Below are 22,475 nucleotides of genomic sequence, written 5' to 3' on the forward strand. Positions count from 1 at the left end.
GAACTGCATGATGCAATTTGCCGTGCTATCGGGGTTCGTGCTGGCCGCCTTTGCGCCGTTGTTTCACCGCTGGTTCGGTGAGCGCGTCAGCTTCGTGCTGGCTGCGTTTCCGGCTGCGCTGGCGCTCTGGTTCCTGGGCCAGATGCCGGCGGTGATGCGCGGCGAGGTACTCTTTCTCGAGCTCGACTGGGTACCGTCGCTGGGCATGAGTCTGAGCTTCGTCATCGACGGTCTGGCGCTGCTGTTCGCGCTGCTGATTACCGTGATCGGTACCTTCGTGCTGATCTACGCAGGCGGTTACCTCAAGGGTCACCGTGATCTGGTGCGCTTCCACATCGTCATCCTGGCCTTCATGGTGTCGATGCTCGGGCTGGTGCTGGCCGACGGGCTGCTGACTCTATTCGTGTTCTGGGAGCTGACCAGCATCACCTCCTACCTGCTGATTGGCTTCAGCCATGCCGACATCGAAGCGCGCAAGTCGGCGCGCCAGGGTCTGTTCGTTACCTTCGCCGGGGGGCTGGCACTGATGGCGGGCCTGGTGCTGCTGGGCAACGCTGGCGGCAGCTGGTCGCTGGCCGAGATCAACGCCGGCGGTATCGACCTGCGCGAGCACGATCTCTACTTGCCCATGCTGCTGTGTCTGCTGTTGGCGGCCTTCACCAAGTCAGCCCAGTTCCCGTTCCACTTCTGGCTGCCCAATGCCATGGCTGCACCCACGCCGGTGTCGGCCTATCTGCATTCGGCCACCATGGTCAAGGCGGGTATCTACCTGCTGGCACGTCTGCAGCCGAGCCTGGGCGGCACCGAGGCCTGGGTCGGCATCCTGTCGGTGGTCGGCGCCGTCACGATGTTCACCGGAGCCTTCCTGGCCGTTCGTCACACCAATATCAAGAAGATGCTGGCCTACTCCACGGTGATGGCGCTCGGCACCCTGACGATGCTGTTGGGCATCGGTACCGAGGGCGCGCTGATCACCTTCGTTACTTTCCTGCTCGCCCACTCGCTCTACAAGGGCGCGCTGTTCATGGTGGCCGGTATTCTCGATCACGAAACCGGCACCAAGGACATTACCGCCATGGGCGGTTTGCGGCCGCTGATGCCGGTGACGGCGGTGGTCGCCATCATCGCTGCGCTATCGCTGGCCGGGGCACCGCCGCTGTTCGGCTTCATCGCCAAGGAGATGATGTTCGAGGCGGCCCTCGAGGCGGAGGTCTTCGGCTGGCTGGTGCTGCTGCTGGCCTTCGTCTCGGCGTTCCTGACCATCGCCGTCGCCGCGATCATTGCGCTGCGGCCGTTCTTCGGCGAGCGTCGCACGACTCCGAGAGTGGCGCACGAGGCGCCGTTGTCGATGCTGCTCGGCCCGGCCTGTCTGGCGGCACTGTCGCTGTTGCTCGGCGTGCTGCCGGTCCTCGCCGGCATGGGAGTGCTCACGGCGGCGGCTTCGGCGGTAATGGGCGAGCCAGTGTCCGTCTATCTGTCCTTGTGGCATGGCATCAATCTGCCGCTGGTCATGTCGATCGTGACCCTGGCACTGGGCTACCTGCTGTTCAAACGCTGGGACCGCGTGCGTGCCCACCTCGCACGGCTCGATCCGGTCATGGCGCGCGGGCCGGAAGCGGGCTACGAGGCGTTCATGCACTGGGTCACGGTGGTCTCCGAGTGGCAGACGCGCATCCTGCAGAACGGCTACATGCGCAATTACATTCTGGTGATGGTGCTGGTGCTGATCGCCCTGCTGGGCAACTCGCTGCTGCTCAGGCATCCACTCGAGATCGCCTTCGAACTCGATGTGCGCTTCCATGAAGTGGTGGTGGTCGCCATGATGGTGCTCGGCGCGCTGTTCGCCGCGATTGCCCGCTCGCGGCTCAGTGCCGTGGTATCGGTGGGCATCATGGGCTTCTCCATCGCGCTCACCTTCATCCTGTTCAGCGCCCCGGATCTTGGCATCACACAGCTGCTGGTGGAGACCCTGACGGTAATCCTGCTGGTGCTGGTGCTGTTCCGCCTGCCGCGCTTCGCCAGCCTGTCGACGCCGCTGGAGCGGGTGCGTGACGTGCTGGTGGCGGGCAGCGTGGGCGTGCTGATCACGCTGCTGATCCTCACCGCCTGGGGCATCGACCAGTTCGTGCCGATCTCCGAGTACATGATCGAGAACAGCGTACCGCTGGCCCACGGGCGCAACATCGTCAACGTGATCCTGGTCGATTACCGCTCGCTGGACACCCTGGGCGAGATCTTCGTACTGGCCCTGGCCGCCATCGGGGTCATCGCCATGCTCAAGCTGAGGGCGCCGGTAAAGCCCGCCAAACCGGCGGCACAGGAGAAGGAGTCGAGCCATGGTTAAGTCGGGTACGCTGATACTGCACACGGCGGCACGCATCCTGATGCCACTGCAGCTGTTGTTCTCCGTGTTCCTGCTGCTGCGCGGCCATGACGAGCCCGGCGGCGGTTTCATCGCCGGGCTGGTGGCGGCGGGGGCCTTTACCCTTTACCTGTTCGCCTTCGGCGTCAGCGCCACACGCGAGGTGCTGCGCATGGTGGATCCCCGCGACCTGATCGGCATGGGGCTGTTGTTCGGCATGGCCTCGGTGTTCCCCGCCTGGTTCGTGGATCAGCCCTTCCTCACCGCTCAGTGGTGGACGATCCCGGGCATCGACTTCTACGCCTCGACCCCGCTGATCTTCGACATCGGAGTGTATCTCGCCGTGCTGGGCTCGGTGCTGGCCATGGTCATGACGCTGATGGAGGTGGACAAGGATGAGCCGTAAACACGTAGGCGCTGCGGGCGCCTTATCCCCGACTTCGAAGGGAGGAACGCTATGGAACCGGTAATGGCCGTGGCCGTGGGCCTGCTCTATGCGGCCGCTATCTTCCTCATGTTGCGGCGCTCCATCGTCAAGCTGGTGATCGGACTGATTTTGCTTTCCAACGCCGCCAATCTGCTGATCTTCACCACCGCCGGCATGACCCGCGGGGCGCCGCCGCTAATCCCCGAGGGGCTCTCAGCGCCGTTGGGCCCGGTGGCCGACCCCTTGCCCCAGGCCGTGGTATTGACCGCCATCGTGATCGCCTTTGGCGTGCTGGCATTTGCCGTGGTGCTGATTCGCCGGGCCTACGAAATCGTCAAGGCCGATGACCTGGACAAGATGAAGGAAACCGATACGTGAGGCCCGAAGTCGCCCTTCCCGTTCTTCTGCCGCTGCTGTCTGGGGCCATTTCGCTGCTGTTCTGGCGCTCTCGTCCCATGCAGCGTTTCACTGCCGTGGCCGGCAACCTCGCACTGCTCGGCGTGTCACTGTGGCTGCTGGTGTCCGTGATCCAGGAGGATTACGTGGTGATCCAGATGGGTGGCTGGCAAGCCCCCTTCGGCATCACCCTGGTGGCGGACATGCTCAGCGCGGTGATGATCGTGCTCACCGGCCTCATGGGACTGGTACTGTCGATCTATTCGCTGGCCTCGACCGGTGACGGTCACGAGCGCTTCGGCTACTACCCGCTGATGCACCTGCTGCTGGCCGGCGTCGCTGGCGCCTTTCTCACCGGCGACGTGTTCAACCTCTATGTCTGGTTCGAGGTGATGCTGGTGGCCTCCTTTGCGCTGCTGATTCTCGGCGGCGAGAAGGCGCAGATGGAGGGGGCGATCAAGTACGTCACCCTCAATCTGCTGGCCTCGGTGATCTTCCTCTCCGCGGTGGGGCTACTCTACGGCATGGTCGGCACGCTCAACATGGCCGATGCCGCCCAGCGCCTGGCCGTGGCCGAACACCAGGGCATGGTCGAGGTGCTGGCGGTGATGTTCATGGTCGCCTTCGGCATCAAGGCGGCGGCGTTCCCGCTGTTCTTCTGGCTGCCGGCCTCCTACCACACGCCGCCTGTGGCGGTGTCGGCGCTGTTCGCCGGGCTACTGACCAAGGTCGGCGTCTACGCCCTGTTCCGCTTCTTCACCCTGCTGTTCGACCAGACCCTGGGTTACACCCAGGAGCTGCTGATCTGGGGCGCCGCCCTGACCATGGTCACCGGTGTGCTGGGGGCCGCGGCGCAGTTCGAATTCCGCCGCATTCTATCGTTCCACATCGTCAGCCAGATCGGCTACATGATTCTCGGCCTGGCGCTGTATACCCCGCTGGCCATCGCCGGGGGCATCTTCGCCGTGATGCACAACATGGTGGTCAAGACCAACCTGTTCCTCATCAGCGGCATTACCCGGCGACTGCAGGGCACCTACGAGCTGAAGAAGATGGGCGGACTCTATCGCGAGCGCCCCTGGCTGGCGGTGGCCTTCTTCCTCTCCGCCTTCTCGCTGGCCGGGGTGCCGCCGCTGTCGGGCTTCTTCGCCAAGTTTGTCATCGTGCGCGCGGGCATCGAGGCGGAAGCCTATGTGGTGACGGCAGTCGCGCTGTTGGTGGGGCTGATGACCCTCTATTCCATGGTCAAGATCTGGAACGAGGTATTCTGGAAGTCGCTGCCGGAAGACAACCTGGTGCCCACCGAAGAGGTGGTGGTGGGCGACGACAGCCGCATGGTGCCGCCGAGCCTGTGGCTGATGTATCTGCCGGTGGCGGTGCTGGCCCTGTTTGCACTGCTGATCGGCGTGCTCGCCGAGCCGCTGATGGCGATGATGAACCAGATTGGCGAGCAGCTGATGAACCCGCAGGGGTATATAGAAGCGGTGCTGGGTGCCGATGTCGGGATCGAGGATGCCCTGATCGAAGCACCGGATGAGGAGGTGTCGCCATGACGGGAGCTATCTGGAACCTGCTGCTGGCGCTGGCCTGGGTCATCCTTTCCGGCGACTTCTCGGGGCTCAACCTGGTGGTCGGGCTGGTCTTCGGCTACATCACTCTGGTGCTGATCGAGCCGCAGGTCGACGCCCTGGCCGGCTACCCGGCACGGGTGCCGCGGATCCTCAAATTCCTCGGCTTCTTCATCAAGGAGCTGGTGCAGGCCAATCTGCGGGTCGGATTCGATATCCTGACCCCGCCCTGGCACATGAAGCCGGGGGTGATCGCCATGCCTCTCGAGGCGCGCACGGAGCTCGAGATCACCATGGTCGCCAACCTGATCTCGCTGACACCTGGCACCCTGAGCCTGGACGTTTCCGACGACCGCAAGGTGCTCTACATCCACGCCATGTTCCTCGACGACGAAGAGGAGCTGCGCCGCAACCTCAAGGAAATGGAATACCGTGCACTGGAGCTGTTCCGTTGAGTACGCCAAGGCCGAGTGGGGAGTGATATGGCCACAGTGATTCTGATAAGCCAGGTGTTGATGGGCATCGCTCTGATCCTGGCCTTCGTGCGTGTCGTCAGAGGTCCCAGCCTGCCCGACCGAGTGGTGGCGCTGGAGCTGTTCGCCAGCATCGTGGTGGGGCTGGTGGGCGTCTATGCCATTCGCACCGATGTCTCCAGCTTTCTGGATGCCGCCATCGTTATCGCGCTGATGGGCTTCCTGGCCGCCATCGGTTTTGCCCGATTCCTGGAGCGTGGAGGGCCGCGAGATGATTGAGACCATCAAGGGCTTTCTGATCCTCACCGGTGCCCTCTTCATGCTGCTGGCGGCGCTGGGCATTCTGCGTCTGCCCGATCTGCTCACCCGCATGCATGCCACCACCAAGGCGGCGGCGCTGGGGGTGATCCTGATCATGCTGGCAGTGGCCGTGCATTTCGGCGAGGTGGCGGTGGTGGCGCGGGCCTTCGCCATCATCGTCTTCGTGTTGATGACCGCTCCGGTGGCGGCTCATGTGATCGGCCGGGCGGGCTACTTCGTCGGCTCCAAGCTGTGGAGCGGTACGGTGAAGGACGAGCTTAGGCCCAATTACGACCCGCTCACTCACGAACTCAAGAGCGGTCTGGAAACGGATAGCAACGCGGTGCATCAGCCGCGCGAGAACGATCCCAAGTGAGGCTGGCCACGCGGTTACACAAAGCGACGTTTTCCGCGTGCGGCAGGGCTGGTCTGAGGGCCGCTTCTGCGCCATTATCGGTGGCCTTCGACGTAAAGGAATACCGCGCCATGATTCGTCCTCTGTTCCCTGTCGCTCTGCTCACCCTGGCCCTTGCCGGGTGTCAATCCGGCTCCATCACGCCTGTGCAGGAGGCGGCGGCCGATGAGCGCCCGCCGAGCGCTGCCGACTCGAGTGCCGCTCCGGCATCCAGCAATGCCGCCACGTCTGCCAGCAGCGAGGCGGAGCCCGCCGCGCCGGCCGACTTCCAGGCCTGGCTGCGCGACTTCCGTCGTCAGGCCCGAGGCGAGGGCATCAGCGAGGCGACCCTGTCGCGGGCGCTGGATGGTGTGCGCTACCGTCCGCGTGTCATCGAACTGGACCGCTCCCAGCCAGAATTCGTGCGTCCCATCTGGCAGTATCTCGATACCGCGGTTTCCCAGGCGCGTGTGAGCCAGGGGCGGGCCAAGCTTGCCGAGCATCGCGACACGGCCCGGCGCATGGAGCAGCGATACGGCGTGCCGGCCGAGATCATCGTGGCGATCTGGGGCATCGAGAGCAACTACGGCGGTAATTTTGGCGATTTCTCCACTCTCGAAGCGCTGGCGACCCTGGCCTTCGACGGCCGACGCAGCGATTTCGCTCGTGGAGAATTGCTGGCCGCGCTGCGCATCATCGAGGCTGGCGACATCGCACCGGAGCGCATGGTCGGCTCCTGGGCCGGCGCCATGGGCCACACCCAGTTCATTCCTTCCAGCTTCGAGGCTTACGCGGTGGATGGCGACGGCGACGGTCGCCGCGATATCTGGGGCAGTATCCCGGACGTGATGGCTTCCACCGCGAACTACCTGGCGCGGGCAGGTTGGCAGCCCGGGCAGCCGTGGTTCGTCGAGGTGCGGCTACCGAACGATTTCGACTATGCCCAGACCGAGCTGACCACGCGGCGTTCGAGCCAGGAGTGGGCAGCACAGGGGGTGAGCCGTCTCAGCGGCGGCAGCCTGCCGGCCTTCGACCAGGCCTCGGTGCTGGCCCCGGCGGGCGCCCAGGGGCCGGCCTTCCTGGTAGGACCCAACTACCGTGCCATCCTGCGCTACAACAACGCCACCAGCTATGCGCTGGCGGTGGGCACCCTGGCCGACAGGATCGCAGAGCGGGACGGCATCCGCAGTGACTGGCCGCGCGACGAGCAGCCGCTCTCGCGAGGTCAGGTGCGTGAGATGCAGCAGGCGCTCAATGCCCGTGGCTTCGATGTCGGTGCGCCGGATGGTGTGATGGGCCCGAATACCCGGCGCGGCCTGCGCGATTACCAGCGCAGCATCGGCGTCACGCCGGATGGGTTTGCGACTCTGAGCCTGCTGCAGCGGCTGCAGCGTTGAACCGGTGACCCCGCTTTGACCGGTGAGCCAGAGCGGGGCACCAGGTAAGGCAGGATGTTGGGCAAGAGCCCGACAGCCTAGTTGTTGGTCCAGCGATCCAGGGTTTCACTGATGGTACGTCCGGCCCGTTCGGCGCCCTCCTGGGTGCGCTCCCAGGCCTGTTCGGCCCCTTCGCCGACGCGATCGGCACCGCGGCGAGTCTGCTGCCAGGCGCTGTCGGCGCCTTCTCCGGCGCTATGCCACGCCTCGCGGGTGCGCTCGCGCGCCATGTCCCACCACTCCTGGTCGTAGCGCGGCATGGCCTCCAGCGACTCCGGGTCGGCGTCGACGATGATGTCATGGACCGTTTCGCCATCATCTTCGTAGTTGATCAGCCGATAGTGGGCGTTGGTGATCACCAGGTAGTCGCCGTTCTCTACCAGGTTGGCGTCAGGGCGAACGACGATGGCATGTACCTGCCGATCATCGCCGAGCAGAATATCTACCACCTCGCCCGGCTGGCTGTCCGGTGCCGCCTCGAAATGCACCTCGGCATCGAAGAGCGCCCGGGAGGAGTAGAGCCCCTGAGGCTCGAACTGTGCCTGTACGGCAGTGGCAAGGCCGGTGAGCAGCAGTCCGGCCGAGGCGGAAATGAGCGTCCTTTTCATGCGTGGGTGTATCATCGTTTCGCCATCCTCTTCCATGGTGACATCAACAGTATAGTAAATGTAACAATGTTCGGGCGGCTGCGACATGCCGCGGTAGAGTGAGCATCGACGACAATGGAGCTATCGTCATGAAGAGTGTGTACCGGAAAGATCCGGCTCGAAAGTTGCGTAACCGGCTGTTGGCAACGGTGGGCGCGCTGTTGCTGGCGGCGCCGGCCATGGCTGAGGAGCCGGTCGTGTTCGGCTGGGTCGAGAAGAGTACGCTCGAACCCTGGGGAGTCGAAGTGAAGGCCAAGTTGGACAGCGGCGCCTTGACCTCCTCTCTGGATGCCCGCGATATCGAGACCTTCGACAAGAACGGCGAGGAGTGGGTGCGCTTTCGCCTGGAGTTGACCGATGAGGCCAGCGGCGAGCCGTTCGAGGAGAGCCTGGAGCTGCCACTCTACCGCGACATTCGCGTGCGCGGAGCCGGCGGTCGCGACGAGCGCCCGGTGGTGCTGATGAAGATCTGCATGGGCGACACCATCCACGAGGAGCAGTTCAGCCTGCGTGACCGGGAGGAGATGCACTATCCGCTGCTGCTGGGTAGGCGCACCATCGGCCATCTGGGCCTGCTCGACGTCACTCGCACCTTTCTCAATTCGCCCGACTGCGGTGACGATGCCGAGGTGATGCGCTACGAGAGCGAGGATGAGGGCGACATCGAGGACGACGACGTAGAGGACGACGACGTAGAGGACGATGACGTAGAGGACGACGAGGCCTGATGCTGCCTGCCCGGCATCAGAACAGCCGGGCGAGCAAAGCGACTACCGCGGTCTCCACCCGCAGGATGCGGGGGCCTAGATGGATGCCCTCGCAGCCCGCCTCGAGCAGCCGTTCCACCTCATAAGGGATGAAGCCGCCCTCGGGTCCGATGAGCAGCAGGCTGGGCTCGCTCAGGCCGGTGGGGCAGGGATTGGGCATGCCGGGGTGGGCGACGAGCCCGCGGTGGCCGTCGAGCAGCAGCGGTAGCTGATCCTCGACGAAGGGGCGAAAGCCCTTGGCCACGCTGACGTCGGGCAGTACCGTGTCCCGTGCCTGTTCGAGGCCCAGCACCAGATGCTCGTGAATCTTCGTCGGCTCGAGCTCCGGCGACTGCCAGTAGCTCTTCTCCACCCGGCGGGTATGCAGCAGGGTGATCCGTTTCACCCCCATGGCAGTGACGTGCTCGAGGCTTCTGGCCAGCATGCGCGGGCGGGGCAGGGCCAGCACCAGGTGCACCGGCAGCGCCGGCGGCGGTGGCGTGTCGAGCGCTTCGAGCGTGAAGTGGGCTTCGTCGTCGGAGAGCAGCGTGAGCTCACCGCGACCGATGCCGCCGCCTTGCACGCCGAGGGTCAGGACGTCGCCGACCCGGGCGCGATGCACTTCCTTCAGGTGACGCAGGCGGCGCGGGTCGCGCAAGCACGCCAGGCGGTCGTGCCGGATATCTTCCGGGGCCAGCAGTATCAAGTTCATCGGGTCTCGTTGGTCGCTTCGATTTGCAAGGGCGTTAGCGCGGTGCACAATAGCAGCCAAGGGCAAACCTGCCTTCCCATAAGGAGTGCCGTCGTGCGCGTGATTCGCAAGTATGCCAACCGCAGGCTCTATGATACCCAACAGAGCCGCTATGTAACGCTGGAAGATCTGCGGCGCCTGATTCTCGACGAGGAGCCGTTTCGCGTCGAGGATGCCAAGAGCGGTGAGGACCTGACTCGCACCATCCTGCTTTCTATCATCATCGAGCAGGAGCAGGCCGACGGAGAGGCCGAGGTCTTTTCCAACGATCTGCTGGCCCAGTTCATCCGAGTCTATGACATGGCGCAGCCGCTGCCGCTAGCCCGTTATCTGGAGCAGGGCACTCAGCTGATGCTCGAGCAGCAGAAGCGCATGCAGGATCAGTGGCAGCAGGCGATGCGCCACTCGCCCATGGAGCTGATGCGCGAAATGGCCGAGGAAAACATGCGCTTCTGGCAGCAGGCGATCGGCCAGGGACAGCCGGGCAAGCCGGAGCCGAAGGAGAAATCCGATAAGGATGACGACAAGTAGGCAGGCAGCGCGGGGCGGCGTACGGGACCGCTTTCTGCCATAATGCCGCGACGTCTTATAGCCGAAAGCCAGGTTCGCCGGACGGCCGGGCCTGATCGGTACGAAACAGGAAAAGCAAGCGGATGAAGGTTTTGATCATCGGCGGCGGTGGCCGCGAACATGCCCTGGCCTGGAAGGTCGGCCAGTCGCCCCTTGTCGAGCGGGTATTCGTGGCCCCCGGCAATGCCGGTACCGCCCACGAGCCTGGGCTGACCAACGTCGCCATCGAGGCGACCGAGCTGGAGCGCCTGGTGGCCTTTGCCCGTGACGAGGGCGTGGAGCTGACCATCGTCGGTCCCGAGGCGCCGCTGGTCGAAGGCGTGGTGGATCGTTTCCGCGAAGCTGGGCTGGGCATCTTCGGGCCGACCCAGGGGGCTGCCCAACTGGAGGGCTCGAAGTCCTTCACCAAGGATTTTCTCGCCCGCCACGCCATTCCCACCGCGGCCTATCGCACCTTCACCGAGGTCGAGCCGGCGCTCGTCTATCTGGCCGAGCAGGGCGCGCCGATCGTGATCAAGGCCGACGGCCTGGCCGCAGGCAAGGGCGTGATCGTGGCCATGACTCTGGCCGAGGCCGAGGCGGCGGTACGCGATATGCTCGAGGCCAATGCCTTCGGCGATGCCGGTGCGCGGGTGGTGATCGAGGAGTTCCTCGAAGGTGAAGAGGCGAGCTTCATCGTCATGGTCGACGGCACCACCGTGCTGCCCATGGCCACCAGCCAGGACCACAAGCGCGCGCTGGACGGCGATGCCGGCCCCAATACCGGCGGTATGGGCGCCTATTCGCCGGCGCCGGTGGTGACCGAGAGCGTGCACGAACGCATCATGCAACAGGTCATCATGCCCACGGTGCACGGCATGGCTGCCGAGGGCCACCCCTACAGCGGCTTCCTCTATGCCGGCCTGATGATCGACGCCGAGGGCAACCCCAAGGTGATCGAGTACAACTGCCGCTTCGGCGATCCCGAGACGCAGCCGATCATGCTGCGTTTGCGTTCCGATCTCGCCGAGCTGTGCCTGGCCGGGGCGCGGGGCGAGCTCGCCGGCCATACCTGCGAGTGGGATCCGCATGCTGCGGTGGGCGTGGTGCTGGCCGCCGGCGGCTATCCCGGCAGCTATCGCAAGGGCGATCCCATCGATGGGCTCGCCGCCGCAGAGGCGACCGGCTGCAAGGTCTTCCATGCCGGCACCGCCGAAGACGACCAGGGGCGTATCGTGACCAGCGGCGGGCGTGTGCTGTGCGTCACCGCGTTGGGGCAGGGCGTGTCCAAGGCTCGCGATCTGGCCTACGAAGGCGTGGCGGCGATTCGCTGGGACGGCGTCCAGTTCCGCCGCGACATCGCCTACCGTGCCATTGCCCGGGAGCGTCAGGCGGGCTGATCGTGACCACCTGTACCTACCGCAACGACAGTCAGGGAGTGAGCATGGAGCGCATCAAGCTGGCATTTCCCGATTCCGCCATCGTGCACAGGCAGCCGCTGTCGGTACGCGTCACCGACATGAACTACGGCCGGCACCTGGGGCACGATACGCTGGTGTCGCTGCTGCATGAGGCGCGCATTCAGGCCTTCGGGGCCCTCGGTCTCACCGAATGGGACATGGGCGGCTTTCCCAGCGTGGTGGTCGACCTCGCCGTGCAGTACCAGTCCGAGGCCCGCTGGCCGGACGCGCTGGTGGTGGAGACGGCCATTCCGGAGCCGGCCGGCCAGGCGATCGTGGTCTACCATCGGGTCCGGCATGCAGAAGGCGGCCGACCGGTGGCCACCGCGCGCCTGAATCTGGTGCTGGTGGACCCGGCCCAGGGGCGCAGCGTCGCGCTACCAGATGTCGTGCGGCAGGCCTTCGCCGGAGCGGAGAGCGCCTGATGTCTCGTGAATATCCCATCATCGCCGTGACCGGCTCCTCCGGGGCCGGCACCACCACGGTAAAGCGCACCTTCGAGCGCATGTTCGCCCGTGAGGACGTGCATGCGGCTTTCGTCGACGGTGATGCCTTTCATCGCTACACCCGCGAGGAGCTGGCACGCATCTTCCGCGAGGAGCCCGAGCGCAAGAATCAGCTCTCCCACTTTGCCGTGGAAGCCAATCTGCTCGACCGTCTCGAAGCGCTGTTCCTGGAGTACGGCGAGCATGGCAGCGGGACCTACCGGCACTACATACATGCCGAAGACAAGCAGATGATCGAGGCCGGCCACCAGGTCGGTACCTTCACCGAATGGCAGCCGCTGCCCTGTGGTACCGATCTGCTGTTCTACGAGGGGCTGCACGGTGGGCTGGTGACGGCGGAGCACGACATCGCCCGTCACGTGGATCTGCTGGTGGGGGTCGCACCCACCATGAATCTCGAATGGATTCAGAAGATCGATCGCGACATCAAGCTGCGCGGCTACTCTCAGGAGGCGGTGATCGACACCATTCTGGGGCGCATGAACGATTACGTGCGTTACATTCAGCCGCAGTTCTCGCGCACCCACATCAACTTTCAGCGCGTACCTACGGTGGATACCTCCAACCCCTTCGAGGTGCAGGACATCCCCAACGACGCCGAATCGTTCGTGGTGATTCGCTTTCGTGACCCCTCGACGGTGGACTTTCCCTGGCTGCTGGCGATGATCCAGGACTCGTTCATGAGCCGCCCGCACACCCTAGTGGTGCCGGGGGCGAGAATGTCGCTGGCCATCGAGCTGATTCTGGCGCCGCTGGTGCGCCATCTGCTGGCGCAGCGGCGTTTTCGCTAACACGCAAGGGAGCACGTCCGATGCAAGACTGCCTGTTCTGCAAGATCGTCAAGCGCGAGATTCCGGCCGAGATCGTCTTCGAAGACGATCAGATCCTGGCGTTCAACGACATCAACCCCCAGGCGCCGACTCACATTCTGATCATTCCCAAGCGCCATATCGCCACCCTCAACGATCTCGAGGAGGCCGACCAGGTCCTGGTCGGCCGGCTGCCGGTCGTGGCGGCCCATCTGGCCCGGGAGCGGGGCTTCGCCGATGAGGGCTACCGGGTGGTGATGAACTGCAATGACCAGGGCGGGCAGACGGTCTATCATATTCATATGCACCTGATGGGCGGTCGTCGCTTTACTTGGCCGGCTGGCTAGCTGGCGCTCTGCGGTTCATCCGCGCGCGTCGAGGCGTGCGACGCATCAGGTGCATCCCATTCATGACGCCACCCCAAGGGTGGCGTCGACGTGATAGCCGAAAGGTGCCGAGTCCCATTTTGCCCAATGCACCAGGCCAAGTTGAGCAAGGTGTGGTGGGGAGAGAGGCGCTAAGGGAAAAGTGACATGAATCGTAATTACTCTCCGGCTGACAACCTGGTCCACCAGTTCGATACCGTGCTGCGTACGCTGATCCCCCATGCGGCCCACGCCTCGCGACCCTCGCCGGCCACCGCAGACATTCGGGACGAGGACATGAGCGCCGAGGAGCGGCGCCATGCCGCCGGGCTGATGCGGGTCAACCATACCGGTGAGGTATGCGCCCAGGCGCTCTATCAGGGACAGGGCTGTACCGCCAAGCTGGCGGAGGTGCGCAGCCAGATGGAGCACTCCGCCCAGGAGGAGATTGACCACCTGGCCTGGTGCGACGAGCGGCTGCAGGAGCTCGACAGCCACCCCAGCGTGCTCAATCCGCTGTTCTATGCAGCTTCCTTCGGCCTGGGGGCGGTGGCGGGTGCCATCGGCGACCGCATCAGCCTGGGCTTCGTCGCCGCCACCGAAGAGCAGGTGGGCAAGCATCTGGAGGATCACCTGGTCAAACTGCCAGCGGGCGACCACCGCTCGCGGGCCGTGCTGCGCCAGATGGCCATCGACGAGGCGCACCACGCCCAACTGGCGCTGGAAGCCGGCGGGGCACGCTTTCCGGCTCCGATCAAGTTCGGCATGTCGTTGATGTCGAAGGTGATGACCAAGAGCGTCTATCGAATCTGAGCACGTTGCGATGTCGGACGCGATCCATCGGCGCTGTATCGAAGTCGCCAGTCAGTTGAGTCCACTGCTCGCCGAGGCCATCGAGCGCGGTGGGCCGCTGACGCTGCGCGCCGACGACGGCCAGCCGCTGGCGGAGCGCCTGTGCCGTTCGATCGCCGGGCAGCAGCTTTCGGTAAAGGCGGCGCGCTCGATCTGGGCGCGGGTCGTCGATGCGGCGGGCGAGACGCCGCTGATGGAGTTCTTCGTCGAGCCGAACCAGGAGACGCTGCGTGGCTGTGGCCTATCGGGGGCCAAGGCCAGGGCGCTGTGTCTGATTGCCGAAGAAGCCCGTGCCGGTCGGCTAGAGGCCGAGGCGCTCAGGGGCCTGGACCATGTCGAACGCTCGCGGCGGCTGACCGCGCTATGGGGTGTGGGGCAGTGGACCGCCGACATGCTGTCTATCTTCTACTTCGGCGAGCCTGACGTATGGCCGGAAGGCGACGTGACGGCACGCAAGACCCTCGAGCGTCTTACCAGCCCGCGGCGCAAGACGCGGCGTACCGCCATGCGTTTTGCCCCCCATCGTTCCTACCTTGCCCTTTACCTGTGGCGGCATGTCGACTCGCCGCCTGGCTAGCGCTTGGCTATCCGTACGAACTAGAGAAAAGGCCCGCCAGGCGGGCCTTTGTCTGTATGGCGGCAGTCATCAATGATGCTAGTCGTCGATGATGCTGTAGGAGTGGGTAACGGCTACTCCACCCTTGGCCAGCATGATCGAGGCGCTGCAGTACTTCTCGGCCGAGAGTTCCACGGCGCGCTTGACCTGGCTCTCCTTGAGGTTGCGGCCGCTGACGGTGAAGTGGATGTGGATCTTGGTGAAGACGGCCGGCACGGCATCGGCGCGTTCGGCCTCGATGGTCGCCACGCAGTCGCTCACGGGGGCCCGCGACTTCTCGAGGATCTCCAGCACGTCGAAGGAGGTGCAGGCGCCCATGCCCATCAGCAGCATTTCCATCGGGCGCGGGCCGGTATTGCGTCCGCCGTGGTCGGGCGGGCCATCGATCACCACGCTGTGACCACTACCCGATTCGGCGACGAACTGACGGCCATCGGTCCACTTGACGCTGGCTTTCATGAGCAAGGTTTCCTTGTCGATACGTTCATGTCGGAGAGCTTATCACTGTGCGGCGCTCGGCTCAGCCCTGCCGTCCGACCAGCTCCCGCTCCAGCTCGGCCAGACGCTCGGGCGTGCCCACGTCGACCCAGCGTCCGCGATGGTGGGTGCCGCCGACGCGTCCGGCGTGCATCGCCGCACGTAGCAGAGGGGCGAGAGGGAACTCTCCCGGTGATTGATCGGCCACCAGCGCAGGGTCGAGCAGGCTGAGCCCGGCGAAGGTCAGCCGCGGTTCGCCCTCGTCATGGACCCGGCCCGCAGCGTCCAGGTGAAAGTCGCCATCGGGGTGGTGCGTGGGGTTGTCGACCAGCACCAGGTGGGCCAGATCGCCCCCCAGGGCGGGCAGCGTCAAGGGGTCGAATTCGCACCAGACGTCGCCGTTGACCAGCAGGAAGGGGGCGCCGCCCAGCAGCGGCAGCGCCTGACGAATGCCGCCGCCGGTCTCCAGCGGCTGCGTTTCGTGACTCCAGGCGATGCGTACGCCGAACTGATGTCCGTCGTCCAGGGCGCTGATGATCTGCTCGGCGCGATAGCTGATGTTGATCACCACCTCGTCGATACCGACTGCCGCCAGTCGCTCCAGGTGGTGCACGATCAGCGGCTTGCCGGCCACCGGCAGCAGCGGCTTGGGGCAATGGTCGGTCAATGGGCGCATGCGTTTGCCGAGCCCGGCGGCCAGGATCATGGCCTTCATGTCGCCTCCGGGCCGGTGCCGGCGGCCAGCCGCTGGGTCAGGGTGGGGCGCAAGCGCTCCACCAGCCAGCGCTGGAAGGCCGCATGCTCGGGCAGGTCTACGATGCTGGCTTCGAGATGGCCGAGGAAGTGCGGCAGACGTTCGAGATAGCCGCTACGGCCATCGCGCAGGGTCAGGCGGCAGAAGATACCGAGCACCTTGAGCGCGCGCTGGGCGGCCATGGCTTGGGCCTGGCGTCGGAAGGAGTCGCTGTCGGTGGTGCCGGGCAGGCGGCCGTCGTGCACTGCCCGCTGGCGAAAGTCCTCGACCCAACCCGCGAAGCGCGCAGGGGAGAAGCGGCAGTAGCGCCCGCGCAGCAGCGAGATCAGGTCGTAGCTGATGGGGCCGGCCACGGCGTCCTGAAAATCGATCAGGTAGAGCCTCTCGTCGCACACCATCAGGTTCATGGCATCGAAGTCGCGGTGCACCGTGACCACCGGCTGCGCCAGAGCGGAGTCGATCAGTGCCTCGCGCAGCTCGGTCCAGCCGGGCGGCAGGGCGCTATCGCCCAGCCATCGCCCCAGGCACCACTCGGGGAAGAGGTCCAGCTCGCGGCCCAGAAGCGCCTCATCGTAGGCCGGCAGCATGTCGGGGCCGGCGCGATTCTGCAGCTCATGGATCAGAGCCAGGGCGCGTTCGTGCCAGGCCAGGGTGTCAGTATGCTCGTCGCCGGCAAAGCGCAGTTGCAGCGGCGTGTCGCCCAGATCGTCGAGCTCGAGGAAGCCGGCGTCGAGATCCACCGCGTGCAGGGCCGGTACCGGCAGGCCGCCGGCTCGCCAACGACGGGCGATATCGACGAATGGACGACTGTCCTCCTGGGCCGGGGGGGCGTCCATCAGCATGCGCGTGCTGCCATCGGGCAGCAGCAGGCGGAAGTAGCGGCGAAAGCTGGCGTCTCCTGCGGCCAGACACAGGTCGAGGGCTGCCGGGGAAAGCTCATGCTGCGCCGCGGCCCATTGGCGCAGGGCCTCGAATCGCGTCGTGGTGTCGGCCTGGGTCATGCTGGCTCCTTGGAGTCTCGTACGGTGCCGGTTGACGCCCGCTGGGCACCGCCGCATGCTGACCGATCAGGCGCATACGACAGGCTGGGTGCGGTCTGTATAATACCGATTCTCTTCGCCAAGGACATCGAGGGACCATGGGCAACCGACATGCAGGAACGGCGTTGGCCAGCCTGATCACATCCGGCCTGACGCTGGGCGCGCCGCAGGCGCTGGCGCTCGAGCCGTTGGCGGCATGGCAACTGGACTGGCAGCCGTGGGGCGAGGGGCGCCCGGCCGAGGCGCTGTGCCGCGGGATCTACGTGATGCCCGCCTATCGCTTGCCCGCGGGCGACGAGCCGGGCCAGGTGCGCAGCGAGTCCGACACCGCCTACTACGGCGATGATGGCGAAACCATTCTCGGCGGTGAAGTGATCCTGCGGCGTGCCGACACGCAGCTCGAGTCGCCGCGGGTGAGCGTGCCGCCCGAGCGCGAGTGGGCGTTTGCCGAAGGGCCGCTGGCTCTGCGCGATCTCAACCTGCTGGTGCGCGGTGAGGCCGGCGAGGTCTCGTTGGTCACCGACGCCGCCAGCATCGACGCGGCGCACTTCGTGGTCCACGATCAGCACCTGCGCGGCGATGCCATGCAGTTGGAGCGGCTGGAGGATGGCCGCTTCCGGCTCACCTCGGCCAGCTTCACCACCTGCGACCCGGGCGACAACCTGTGGCAACTGGTCACAGGCGATCTGGTGCTCGACCGCGAGAGCGGTTTCGGCACCGCACGCCACGCGCGCCTGGAGATGGGCAATGTGCCGATATTCTACTGGCCCTGGGTGCGCTTTCCCATCGACGACCGGCGTCATACCGGCTTCCTGTGGCCCGAGATCGGCCTCTCCGGCGGCGCTCTGGACTATGCCCAGCCGTTCTACTGGAACATTGCGCCCAACCATGACGCCACCATCACGCCACGCTGGATCAGCGACCGGGGGCTGCTGCTGGGGGGCGAGTACCGCTACCTGTTCCCCACCGATGCCGGTCAGATCGAGGGGGCCTACCTGTCCAGTGACGGCGGTGGCTCCGATGACCCGGGTGCCGCCTCGCGGCGCTACGAGGGCGAGGACCGCTGGTACGTCGATTATCGTCATACCGGTCGTTTCGACTCTCGCACGAGCTACAACCTGCGCTACGGGGCGGCCAGCGACGGGCGCTACTTCGACGACTACGGCAGCATCTTCGGCGATGACCCCACCAATATGCCGCGCCTGGCTCAGATCGATTATCGGGGGGCGCTGTGGCATCTCGATGCCCGTGCCCAAGGTTACCAGCGGCTCGACGATCCGCTGCGCGATCGCGACAAGCCGTTCTATCGTCTGCCCAGCCTGACTGCCAACGCCCGCTGGTCCCAGCAGGGCGGCTGGTATCAGCAGTGGCGTTCGAACGTCACCTATTTCTGGCGCGATGTGGATCGCAACCGAGTACCTCTGCGTGAAGCCGCTACCGGTACCCGGTTACACCTCTCGCCAGCTACCGGCTGGCGCTTCGACGAGAGCTGGGGCCACCTGGAGCCGCGAGTGGAGTGGCTCTACACCGCCTACGACCTCGACTATGGCGAGCGTGAGACCGATCGCGATACCACTCTGCAGCGTGCTGTGCCGGTAAGCTCCATCGATGGCGGGCTGGTATTCGAGCGCGAGCTGGAGCTTGGCGGGCGAGCCTATCGTCAGACCCTCGAACCCAGACTCAACTACGCCTATGTACCGGCAACGAATCAACGCGAATTTCCCGAGTTCGATAGTAGCGAGCGTGCCTTCTCGTGGAGCCAGCTGTGGTCGCCCTATCGCTTCTCCGGGGCAGACCGAGTGGGGGATCTCAACCGGGTGTCGGTCGGCGTCGACTCGCGCCTGCTGGAAGACGACCGTGGCCGCGAGCGACTGGCCTTCGGCATCGGCCAGGCCTTCTATCTCGACGACCGCTACATCGACATCAACGGCGACCCCGATACGCTGCCACGCTCGCCGGATGATGGGGGTCGCTTCGAGCCCTGGTACAACGCCACCCGCGATCGCTCGCCGCTGGTGACTCGCCTCGATTGGCAGATGACCGATCGCTGGCGGAGTCGCTGGGAGTGGCTCTACGACGACAAGCAGCAGCGTACCGAGCGTACCTCGCTGGACCTGCGCTATCGTAGCCCTGAAGGACACGTATTGAACCTCGGCTACCGCTGGGAACTCCAAGGATTCGATCCTTCGGTACGACCAGGGGACGATGAGTTTCGCGAATACGACCGAGAGGAGTACGATCTCTCGTTTGCCTGGAAGTTATCGCCCCGAGTGGATCTGATCGGGCGTGCCGTGTATGACTACACCAACGAGCGCCTGCTCGATCAGGTGGCTGGCGTGCAGTGGAACGACTGCTGCTACGGCTTGCAGGTCGTGTGGCGCGAATGGATCGATGACAACGACACCGCCAGCATCGAGAACGATACGACGGAGCGCGGCTTGTTCCTGCGTTTCGTCTTCAAGGGCTTGGGCGGTGTCGGCGGCGATGCTGGCGACTATTTCGAGCGCGCCATACCGGGTTACCGAGCCACGGCCTTCTGATCGTGCGAATGCCCTACAAGAGAGCCATATGAGAGGAAAGAGAAAGATGCGGATTTCGCCATTCGCCACCCTGGGCGCCCTGGGATTGGCCCTGTGCCTTGGTGCTCTGCCGCTGACGGCCGTGGCCCAGGATTTCCAGCCGGTGCAGCGGCAGTCCCTGGACCGTATCGTGGCCGTGGTGAACCAGCAGGCCATCATGCACAGCCAACTCGAGGAGCGCATGGCGCAGGCGCGCAGCCAGTTGGCGGCGCAGGGGCAGTCGCTGCCCCCCGAGTCGATGCTGCGCGAATACGTGCTTGAACAGATCATCCTGGAAGAGATTCAGCTGCAGATGGCGGCCAATGCCGGCCTCAGCGTCGATGACACCGCGCTCAACCGCCAGATGCGCGAGATCGCCGAGAGCAACAACATGACCCTCGATCAGTTCGCCGACGCCCTTGAGGCGGACGGTCTGACCATGGCAGCCGTGCGCGAGGAGATTCGTCGCGAGATGCTGCTGCGCGAGCTACATCAGCGTCAGCTCGGCGGCCGGGTCAACGTCAGCACTCGTGAGGTGGAGCGCTTCATCGAGCAGCAGGGCGGCAACGTGAGCCATGAGCAGGCGCGCCAGATGGTGTTCCAGCGCAAGGCCAACGAGGCCCTCGACGCCTGGCTGCAGGAGATTCGCGCCGACGCCTTCGTCGACAACCGGCTGGCCAGCGGCAGCTGATAGATGAACCCGTACGCGCCCGTACTGGCGGTGACCAGCGGGGAGCCTGCCGGCATCGGCCCCGAGCTGTGCCTGCAGCTGGCCATGGGCGAACCGCCGCTTGGACGGGTCGTGGCAGTGGGCGATCCGGCCCTGTTGGCCCAGCGCGCAGCGCTGTTGGATCTGGCGGTCGATCTGGTCGAACTACGGCCGGAGGAGCCGGTGCCGCCAGCTAGGCCCGGCGTGCTGCCGGTGTGGCCGGTGGCGCTGCGTGAGCCGAGCCGCCCCGGTGAGTTGGCCGTGGCCAATGCCGGCTATGTGCTTGAAACCCTCGACTTGGCGATTGCGGCCTGTTGCGACGGCCGCGCCGGCGCCATGATCACCGCACCTCTGCACAAGGGCGTGATTCTCGATGCCGGCCATGCCGGCTTTCGCGGTCACACCGAGTACCTGCGCGATGCCTGCGGCGTCGACGAGGTGGTGATGATGCTGGCCACCGACAGTGCTCTGCACGCCGCGGGCCCCGACTGGCAGGGCGGCACCGCGCTGCGGGTGGCGCTGGCTACCACCCACCTGCCTCTGCGCGAAGTGGCCGATGCCATCAGCGAGGCGGGGCTGGAGCGCATCCTGCGTATTCTGCAGGCGGACCTGAGGCGCTGGTTCGGCATCGCCAGGCCGCGCATCGCCGTGTGCGGCCTCAACCCCCACGCGGGCGAGGGCGGACATCTGGGGCGCGAAGAGCTCGAGGTGATCGAGCCCTGTCTCGCGCGCCTGCGCGGCGAAGGCTTCGAGCTTGACGGGCCGTTGCCGGCCGATACCCTGTTCACGCCGCGCCATCTGGCCGGGGTCGATGCGGTGCTGGCGATGTATCATGATCAGGGTCTGCCGGTGCTCAAGTATGCCGGCTTCGGCCAGGCCGCCAATATCACCCTGGGGCTGCCTATCGTGCGTACCTCGGTTGATCATGGCACGGCGCTGGATCTGGCCGGTCGCGGCCTGGCCGATGCGGGCAGTCTGCGAGTCGCCGTGGCACTGGCCGCCGACATGGCCGGCCGCGGTTCGGCCGCCCCCTGACGAACGAACAGACAAGGATTCTTTGCATGGCATCCCGCCCGCCGGTCCATCGCGCTCGCAAGCGCTTCGGCCAGAATTTCCTGCGTGACCCCGGCATCATTTCCCGCATCGTGCGGGCCATTGCCCCCCGCCCCGGCGACCGGCTGGTGGAGATCGGCCCCGGCCAGGGCGCGCTGACCGAACCGCTGCTCGAGGCAGCCGACGGGCAGCTCGAGGTGATCGAACTGGATCGCGACCTGATCCCTGGGCTACGCGTGCAGTTCTTCAACTATCCGGGCTTCGTGGTGCACGAGGGCGATGCGCTGAAGTTCGACTTCCGTGCGCTGCGCGGCGACGGTGAGCCGCTGCGGGTGGTGGGCAATCTGCCCTACAACATCTCGACGCCGCTGATCGCCCATCTGCTGCAAGCCGGCGATGCCATCGCCGATATGCATTTCATGCTGCAGAAAGAGGTGGTCGAGCGCTTGGCCGCCGAGCCCGGCGGCGCCGACTGGGGGCGTCTCTCGGTAATGGCGCAGTATCGCTGCCGCGTCGATGACCTGTTCACGGTGCCGCCGGAGGCGTTTGTGCCGCGGCCCAAGGTCGATTCGGCCATCGTGCGGTTGACGCCATACGCCGAGCTGCCCTGGCCGGCTACGAACGAGGCGCTGCTGTTCGACGTCGTGCGCCAGGCTTTCTCCCAGCGTCGCAAGACCCTGCGCAACAACCTCAAGGGGGTGGTGGACGGCGACACGCTGTCGGCGTTGGGCGTCGATCCGGCGCGCCGTCCCCAGACGCTGAACGTCGAGGAATTCGTACGTATCGCCAACCACCTTGCTGCCACGGAGGTCATGCCATGAACCAGGCTTCCGACGTGCCGCTGGAGCGGGAGGTGCTGGTCGACGTGGAACCCGTCTTTCGCGACGACGAGTCCTCGAGCGAGGAGTCGCGCTATGTCTTCAGCTATACCGTGACGATTCACAATCATTCGGCTCGCAGCGTACAGCTGCTGGCACGTCACTGGCGTATCACCCAGGGCAGCGGCAAGGTGCAGGAGGTGCGCGGCAAGGGCGTGGTGGGTCAGCAGCCGATGATCGGCCCCGGGCAGACCTTTCGCTACACCAGTCGTGCCATCCTTGACGGGCCGGTGGGGGTGATGGAAGGCTCCTACACCTGTGTCGATACCGCCAGTCAGCGTCCTTTCGAAGTGACCATCGCCCCTTTCCGGCTGGCCGGCCCCAATCAGATACACTGAAGCCTGTGGTG

At 65.5% G+C, this 22,475-nt stretch carries 26 protein-coding genes; 21 read left to right on the top strand and 5 right to left on the bottom strand.

What is annotated here, in order from left to right; all coding sequences use genetic code 11:
* Positions 1-10: 10 nt before the first annotated feature.
* From HOP53_RS15935 to HOP53_RS15970, 8 genes are all read left to right on the top strand, one after another.
* Entirely contained in the window at positions 11-2,344 is a 2,334-nt protein-coding gene (locus HOP53_RS15935) for a putative monovalent cation/H+ antiporter subunit A (RefSeq protein ID WP_234271064.1), read from the top strand.
* Positions 2,337-2,768 (top strand): Na+/H+ antiporter subunit B, encoded by a 432-nt coding sequence (locus HOP53_RS15940; protein ID WP_234270936.1) that lies wholly within the window; start codon positions 2,337-2,339, stop codon positions 2,766-2,768. Before HOP53_RS15935 ends, HOP53_RS15940 begins: the two co-directional genes overlap by 8 nt.
* A 51-nt stretch (positions 2,769-2,819) precedes the next feature.
* Positions 2,820-3,167, top strand: a complete 348-nt coding sequence (locus HOP53_RS15945; protein WP_234270937.1) for a Na+/H+ antiporter subunit C — start codon at positions 2,820-2,822, stop codon at positions 3,165-3,167.
* Positions 3,164-4,738: a Na+/H+ antiporter subunit D gene (locus HOP53_RS15950; RefSeq protein WP_234270938.1), complete on the top strand. Its 1,575-nt coding sequence runs from the start codon at positions 3,164-3,166 to the stop codon at positions 4,736-4,738. Before HOP53_RS15945 ends, HOP53_RS15950 begins: the two co-directional genes overlap by 4 nt.
* Positions 4,735-5,208, top strand: a complete 474-nt coding sequence (locus HOP53_RS15955; protein ID WP_234270939.1) for a Na+/H+ antiporter subunit E — start codon at positions 4,735-4,737, stop codon at positions 5,206-5,208. The genes HOP53_RS15950 and HOP53_RS15955 overlap by 4 nt, the downstream gene beginning before the upstream one ends.
* A 27-nt stretch (positions 5,209-5,235) precedes the next feature.
* Complete coding sequence (locus HOP53_RS15960; protein ID WP_010629639.1) at positions 5,236-5,505, top strand: MrpF/PhaF family protein; 270 nt, start codon at positions 5,236-5,238, stop codon at positions 5,503-5,505.
* A complete protein-coding gene (gene mnhG, locus HOP53_RS15965) occupies positions 5,498-5,902 on the top strand; it encodes a monovalent cation/H(+) antiporter subunit G (RefSeq protein ID WP_234270940.1) in 405 nt (134 codons plus the stop codon). Before HOP53_RS15960 ends, mnhG begins: the two co-directional genes overlap by 8 nt.
* 110 nt (positions 5,903-6,012) lie before the next feature.
* Positions 6,013-7,317, top strand: a complete 1,305-nt coding sequence (locus tag HOP53_RS15970; RefSeq protein WP_234270941.1) for a lytic murein transglycosylase — start codon at positions 6,013-6,015, stop codon at positions 7,315-7,317.
* A 77-nt stretch (positions 7,318-7,394) separates the two neighbouring features.
* Here HOP53_RS15970 and HOP53_RS15975 read toward each other — a convergent pair whose 3' ends face one another.
* Positions 7,395-7,964, bottom strand: coding sequence for a hypothetical protein (locus HOP53_RS15975; protein WP_234270942.1), 570 nt, complete (start codon positions 7,962-7,964; stop codon positions 7,395-7,397).
* Positions 7,965-8,092: 128 nt separating this feature from the next.
* Between HOP53_RS15975 and rloA3 the strand changes: the two genes are divergently transcribed.
* Positions 8,093-8,731, top strand: coding sequence for a retropepsin-like aspartic peptidase RloA3 (gene rloA3 / locus HOP53_RS15980; protein ID WP_234270943.1), 639 nt, complete (start codon positions 8,093-8,095; stop codon positions 8,729-8,731).
* Between the two features lie 16 nt (positions 8,732-8,747).
* On the opposite strand, the gene HOP53_RS15985 is transcribed toward rloA3, so the two are convergent.
* Entirely contained in the window at positions 8,748-9,461 is a 714-nt protein-coding gene (locus tag HOP53_RS15985) for a 16S rRNA (uracil(1498)-N(3))-methyltransferase (protein WP_234270944.1), read from the bottom strand.
* Between the two features lie 93 nt (positions 9,462-9,554).
* Here HOP53_RS15985 and phaR point away from each other — a divergent pair, with 93 nt between their 5' ends.
* The 7 genes from phaR (at position 9,555) to HOP53_RS16020 (ending at position 14,618) form a co-directional block, all read left to right on the top strand.
* The gene (gene phaR, locus HOP53_RS15990) at positions 9,555-10,031 is read left to right on the top strand and encodes a polyhydroxyalkanoate synthesis repressor PhaR (RefSeq protein ID WP_234270945.1); all 477 of its coding nucleotides are present in this window, start codon (positions 9,555-9,557) and stop codon (positions 10,029-10,031) included.
* A 122-nt stretch (positions 10,032-10,153) separates the two neighbouring features.
* Complete coding sequence (gene purD, locus HOP53_RS15995) at positions 10,154-11,449, top strand: phosphoribosylamine--glycine ligase (protein WP_234270946.1); 1,296 nt, start codon at positions 10,154-10,156, stop codon at positions 11,447-11,449.
* Positions 11,450-11,493: 44 nt separating this feature from the next.
* Positions 11,494-11,934: an acyl-CoA thioesterase gene (locus tag HOP53_RS16000; protein ID WP_086508505.1), complete on the top strand. Its 441-nt coding sequence runs from the start codon at positions 11,494-11,496 to the stop codon at positions 11,932-11,934.
* Entirely contained in the window at positions 11,934-12,806 is an 873-nt protein-coding gene (locus tag HOP53_RS16005) for a phosphoribulokinase (protein ID WP_234270947.1), read from the top strand. The genes HOP53_RS16000 and HOP53_RS16005 overlap by 1 nt, the downstream gene beginning before the upstream one ends.
* Positions 12,807-12,826: 20 nt before the next feature.
* Positions 12,827-13,171, top strand: coding sequence for a histidine triad nucleotide-binding protein (locus HOP53_RS16010; RefSeq protein WP_234270948.1), 345 nt, complete (start codon positions 12,827-12,829; stop codon positions 13,169-13,171).
* Between the two features lie 186 nt (positions 13,172-13,357).
* Positions 13,358-14,002: a 2-polyprenyl-3-methyl-6-methoxy-1,4-benzoquinone monooxygenase gene (gene coq7, locus HOP53_RS16015; RefSeq protein ID WP_234270949.1), complete on the top strand. Its 645-nt coding sequence runs from the start codon at positions 13,358-13,360 to the stop codon at positions 14,000-14,002.
* 10 nt (positions 14,003-14,012) lie between these two features.
* Complete coding sequence (locus tag HOP53_RS16020) at positions 14,013-14,618, top strand: DNA-3-methyladenine glycosylase family protein (RefSeq protein WP_234270950.1); 606 nt, start codon at positions 14,013-14,015, stop codon at positions 14,616-14,618.
* A 78-nt stretch (positions 14,619-14,696) separates the two neighbouring features.
* Here HOP53_RS16020 and HOP53_RS16025 read toward each other — a convergent pair whose 3' ends face one another.
* The 3 genes from HOP53_RS16025 to HOP53_RS16035 all read right to left on the bottom strand — a co-directional run bounded on the left by HOP53_RS16025 (position 14,697) and on the right by HOP53_RS16035 (position 16,889).
* On the bottom strand, positions 14,697-15,116 hold the full coding sequence (locus HOP53_RS16025) for an OsmC family protein (protein ID WP_234270951.1): 420 nt from the start codon (positions 15,114-15,116) through the stop codon (positions 14,697-14,699).
* A 61-nt stretch (positions 15,117-15,177) separates the two neighbouring features.
* Positions 15,178-15,849, bottom strand: coding sequence for an N-acetylmuramate alpha-1-phosphate uridylyltransferase MurU (gene murU / locus HOP53_RS16030; protein ID WP_234270952.1), 672 nt, complete (start codon positions 15,847-15,849; stop codon positions 15,178-15,180).
* Complete coding sequence (locus tag HOP53_RS16035; RefSeq protein ID WP_234270953.1) at positions 15,846-16,889, bottom strand: aminoglycoside phosphotransferase family protein; 1,044 nt, start codon at positions 16,887-16,889, stop codon at positions 15,846-15,848. Before HOP53_RS16035 ends, murU begins: the two co-directional genes overlap by 4 nt.
* Before the next feature lie 137 nt (positions 16,890-17,026).
* On the opposite strand from HOP53_RS16035, the gene HOP53_RS16040 reads away from it, so the two are divergent.
* Genes HOP53_RS16040 through apaG form a run of 5 tightly spaced genes read left to right on the top strand, consistent with a single transcriptional unit; the run spans position 17,027 to position 22,464 of the window.
* Positions 17,027-19,468: an LPS-assembly protein LptD gene (locus tag HOP53_RS16040; protein WP_234270954.1), complete on the top strand. Its 2,442-nt coding sequence runs from the start codon at positions 17,027-17,029 to the stop codon at positions 19,466-19,468.
* Between the two features lie 46 nt (positions 19,469-19,514).
* Complete coding sequence (locus HOP53_RS16045) at positions 19,515-20,177, top strand: SurA N-terminal domain-containing protein (protein WP_234270955.1); 663 nt, start codon at positions 19,515-19,517, stop codon at positions 20,175-20,177.
* Positions 20,178-20,180: 3 nt separating this feature from the next.
* Entirely contained in the window at positions 20,181-21,230 is a 1,050-nt protein-coding gene (gene pdxA / locus HOP53_RS16050; protein ID WP_234270956.1) for a 4-hydroxythreonine-4-phosphate dehydrogenase PdxA, read from the top strand.
* 26 nt (positions 21,231-21,256) lie between these two features.
* Positions 21,257-22,069, top strand: a complete 813-nt coding sequence (rsmA, locus tag HOP53_RS16055; RefSeq protein WP_234270957.1) for a 16S rRNA (adenine(1518)-N(6)/adenine(1519)-N(6))-dimethyltransferase RsmA — start codon at positions 21,257-21,259, stop codon at positions 22,067-22,069.
* Complete coding sequence (apaG, locus tag HOP53_RS16060; protein ID WP_234270958.1) at positions 22,066-22,464, top strand: Co2+/Mg2+ efflux protein ApaG; 399 nt, start codon at positions 22,066-22,068, stop codon at positions 22,462-22,464. The genes rsmA and apaG overlap by 4 nt, the downstream gene beginning before the upstream one ends.
* The last annotated feature ends 11 nt before the right edge of the window (positions 22,465-22,475 follow it).

Origin of the sequence: Billgrantia ethanolica, assembly GCF_021404305.1 — a bacterium.
Taxonomy (GTDB): Bacteria; Pseudomonadota; Gammaproteobacteria; order Pseudomonadales; family Halomonadaceae; genus Halomonas; species Halomonas ethanolica.

Excerpts from the sequence above, each read along its gene's own strand:
- apaG (WP_234270958.1), top strand. The coding sequence starts at position 22,066 with ATGAACCAGGCTTCCGACGTGCCGCTGGAGCGGGAGGTGCTGGTCGAC.
- HOP53_RS16025 (WP_234270951.1), bottom strand. The coding sequence starts at position 15,116 with ATGAAAGCCAGCGTCAAGTGGACCGATGGCCGTCAGTTCGTCGCCGAA.
- HOP53_RS15970 (WP_234270941.1), top strand. The coding sequence starts at position 6,013 with ATGATTCGTCCTCTGTTCCCTGTCGCTCTGCTCACCCTGGCCCTTGCC.
- coq7 (WP_234270949.1), top strand. The coding sequence starts at position 13,358 with ATGAATCGTAATTACTCTCCGGCTGACAACCTGGTCCACCAGTTCGAT.
- HOP53_RS16005 (WP_234270947.1), top strand. The coding sequence starts at position 11,934 with ATGTCTCGTGAATATCCCATCATCGCCGTGACCGGCTCCTCCGGGGCC.
- HOP53_RS16035 (WP_234270953.1), bottom strand. The coding sequence starts at position 16,889 with ATGACCCAGGCCGACACCACGACGCGATTCGAGGCCCTGCGCCAATGG.
- HOP53_RS16040 (WP_234270954.1), top strand. The coding sequence starts at position 17,027 with ATGGGCAACCGACATGCAGGAACGGCGTTGGCCAGCCTGATCACATCC.
- HOP53_RS15960 (WP_010629639.1), top strand. The coding sequence starts at position 5,236 with ATGGCCACAGTGATTCTGATAAGCCAGGTGTTGATGGGCATCGCTCTG.
- HOP53_RS16010 (WP_234270948.1), top strand. The coding sequence starts at position 12,827 with ATGCAAGACTGCCTGTTCTGCAAGATCGTCAAGCGCGAGATTCCGGCC.
- HOP53_RS15975 (WP_234270942.1), bottom strand. The coding sequence starts at position 7,964 with ATGAAAAGGACGCTCATTTCCGCCTCGGCCGGACTGCTGCTCACCGGC.
- HOP53_RS15985 (WP_234270944.1), bottom strand. The coding sequence starts at position 9,461 with ATGAACTTGATACTGCTGGCCCCGGAAGATATCCGGCACGACCGCCTG.
- purD (WP_234270946.1), top strand. The coding sequence starts at position 10,154 with ATGAAGGTTTTGATCATCGGCGGCGGTGGCCGCGAACATGCCCTGGCC.
- mnhG (WP_234270940.1), top strand. The coding sequence starts at position 5,498 with ATGATTGAGACCATCAAGGGCTTTCTGATCCTCACCGGTGCCCTCTTC.
- HOP53_RS16000 (WP_086508505.1), top strand. The coding sequence starts at position 11,494 with ATGGAGCGCATCAAGCTGGCATTTCCCGATTCCGCCATCGTGCACAGG.
- HOP53_RS16020 (WP_234270950.1), top strand. The coding sequence starts at position 14,013 with ATGTCGGACGCGATCCATCGGCGCTGTATCGAAGTCGCCAGTCAGTTG.
- HOP53_RS15935 (WP_234271064.1), top strand. The coding sequence starts at position 11 with ATGCAATTTGCCGTGCTATCGGGGTTCGTGCTGGCCGCCTTTGCGCCG.
- murU (WP_234270952.1), bottom strand. The coding sequence starts at position 15,849 with ATGAAGGCCATGATCCTGGCCGCCGGGCTCGGCAAACGCATGCGCCCA.
- HOP53_RS15940 (WP_234270936.1), top strand. The coding sequence starts at position 2,337 with ATGGTTAAGTCGGGTACGCTGATACTGCACACGGCGGCACGCATCCTG.
- HOP53_RS16045 (WP_234270955.1), top strand. The coding sequence starts at position 19,515 with ATGCGGATTTCGCCATTCGCCACCCTGGGCGCCCTGGGATTGGCCCTG.
- rloA3 (WP_234270943.1), top strand. The coding sequence starts at position 8,093 with ATGAAGAGTGTGTACCGGAAAGATCCGGCTCGAAAGTTGCGTAACCGG.
- pdxA (WP_234270956.1), top strand. The coding sequence starts at position 20,181 with ATGAACCCGTACGCGCCCGTACTGGCGGTGACCAGCGGGGAGCCTGCC.
- HOP53_RS15955 (WP_234270939.1), top strand. The coding sequence starts at position 4,735 with ATGACGGGAGCTATCTGGAACCTGCTGCTGGCGCTGGCCTGGGTCATC.
- HOP53_RS15945 (WP_234270937.1), top strand. The coding sequence starts at position 2,820 with ATGGAACCGGTAATGGCCGTGGCCGTGGGCCTGCTCTATGCGGCCGCT.
- rsmA (WP_234270957.1), top strand. The coding sequence starts at position 21,257 with ATGGCATCCCGCCCGCCGGTCCATCGCGCTCGCAAGCGCTTCGGCCAG.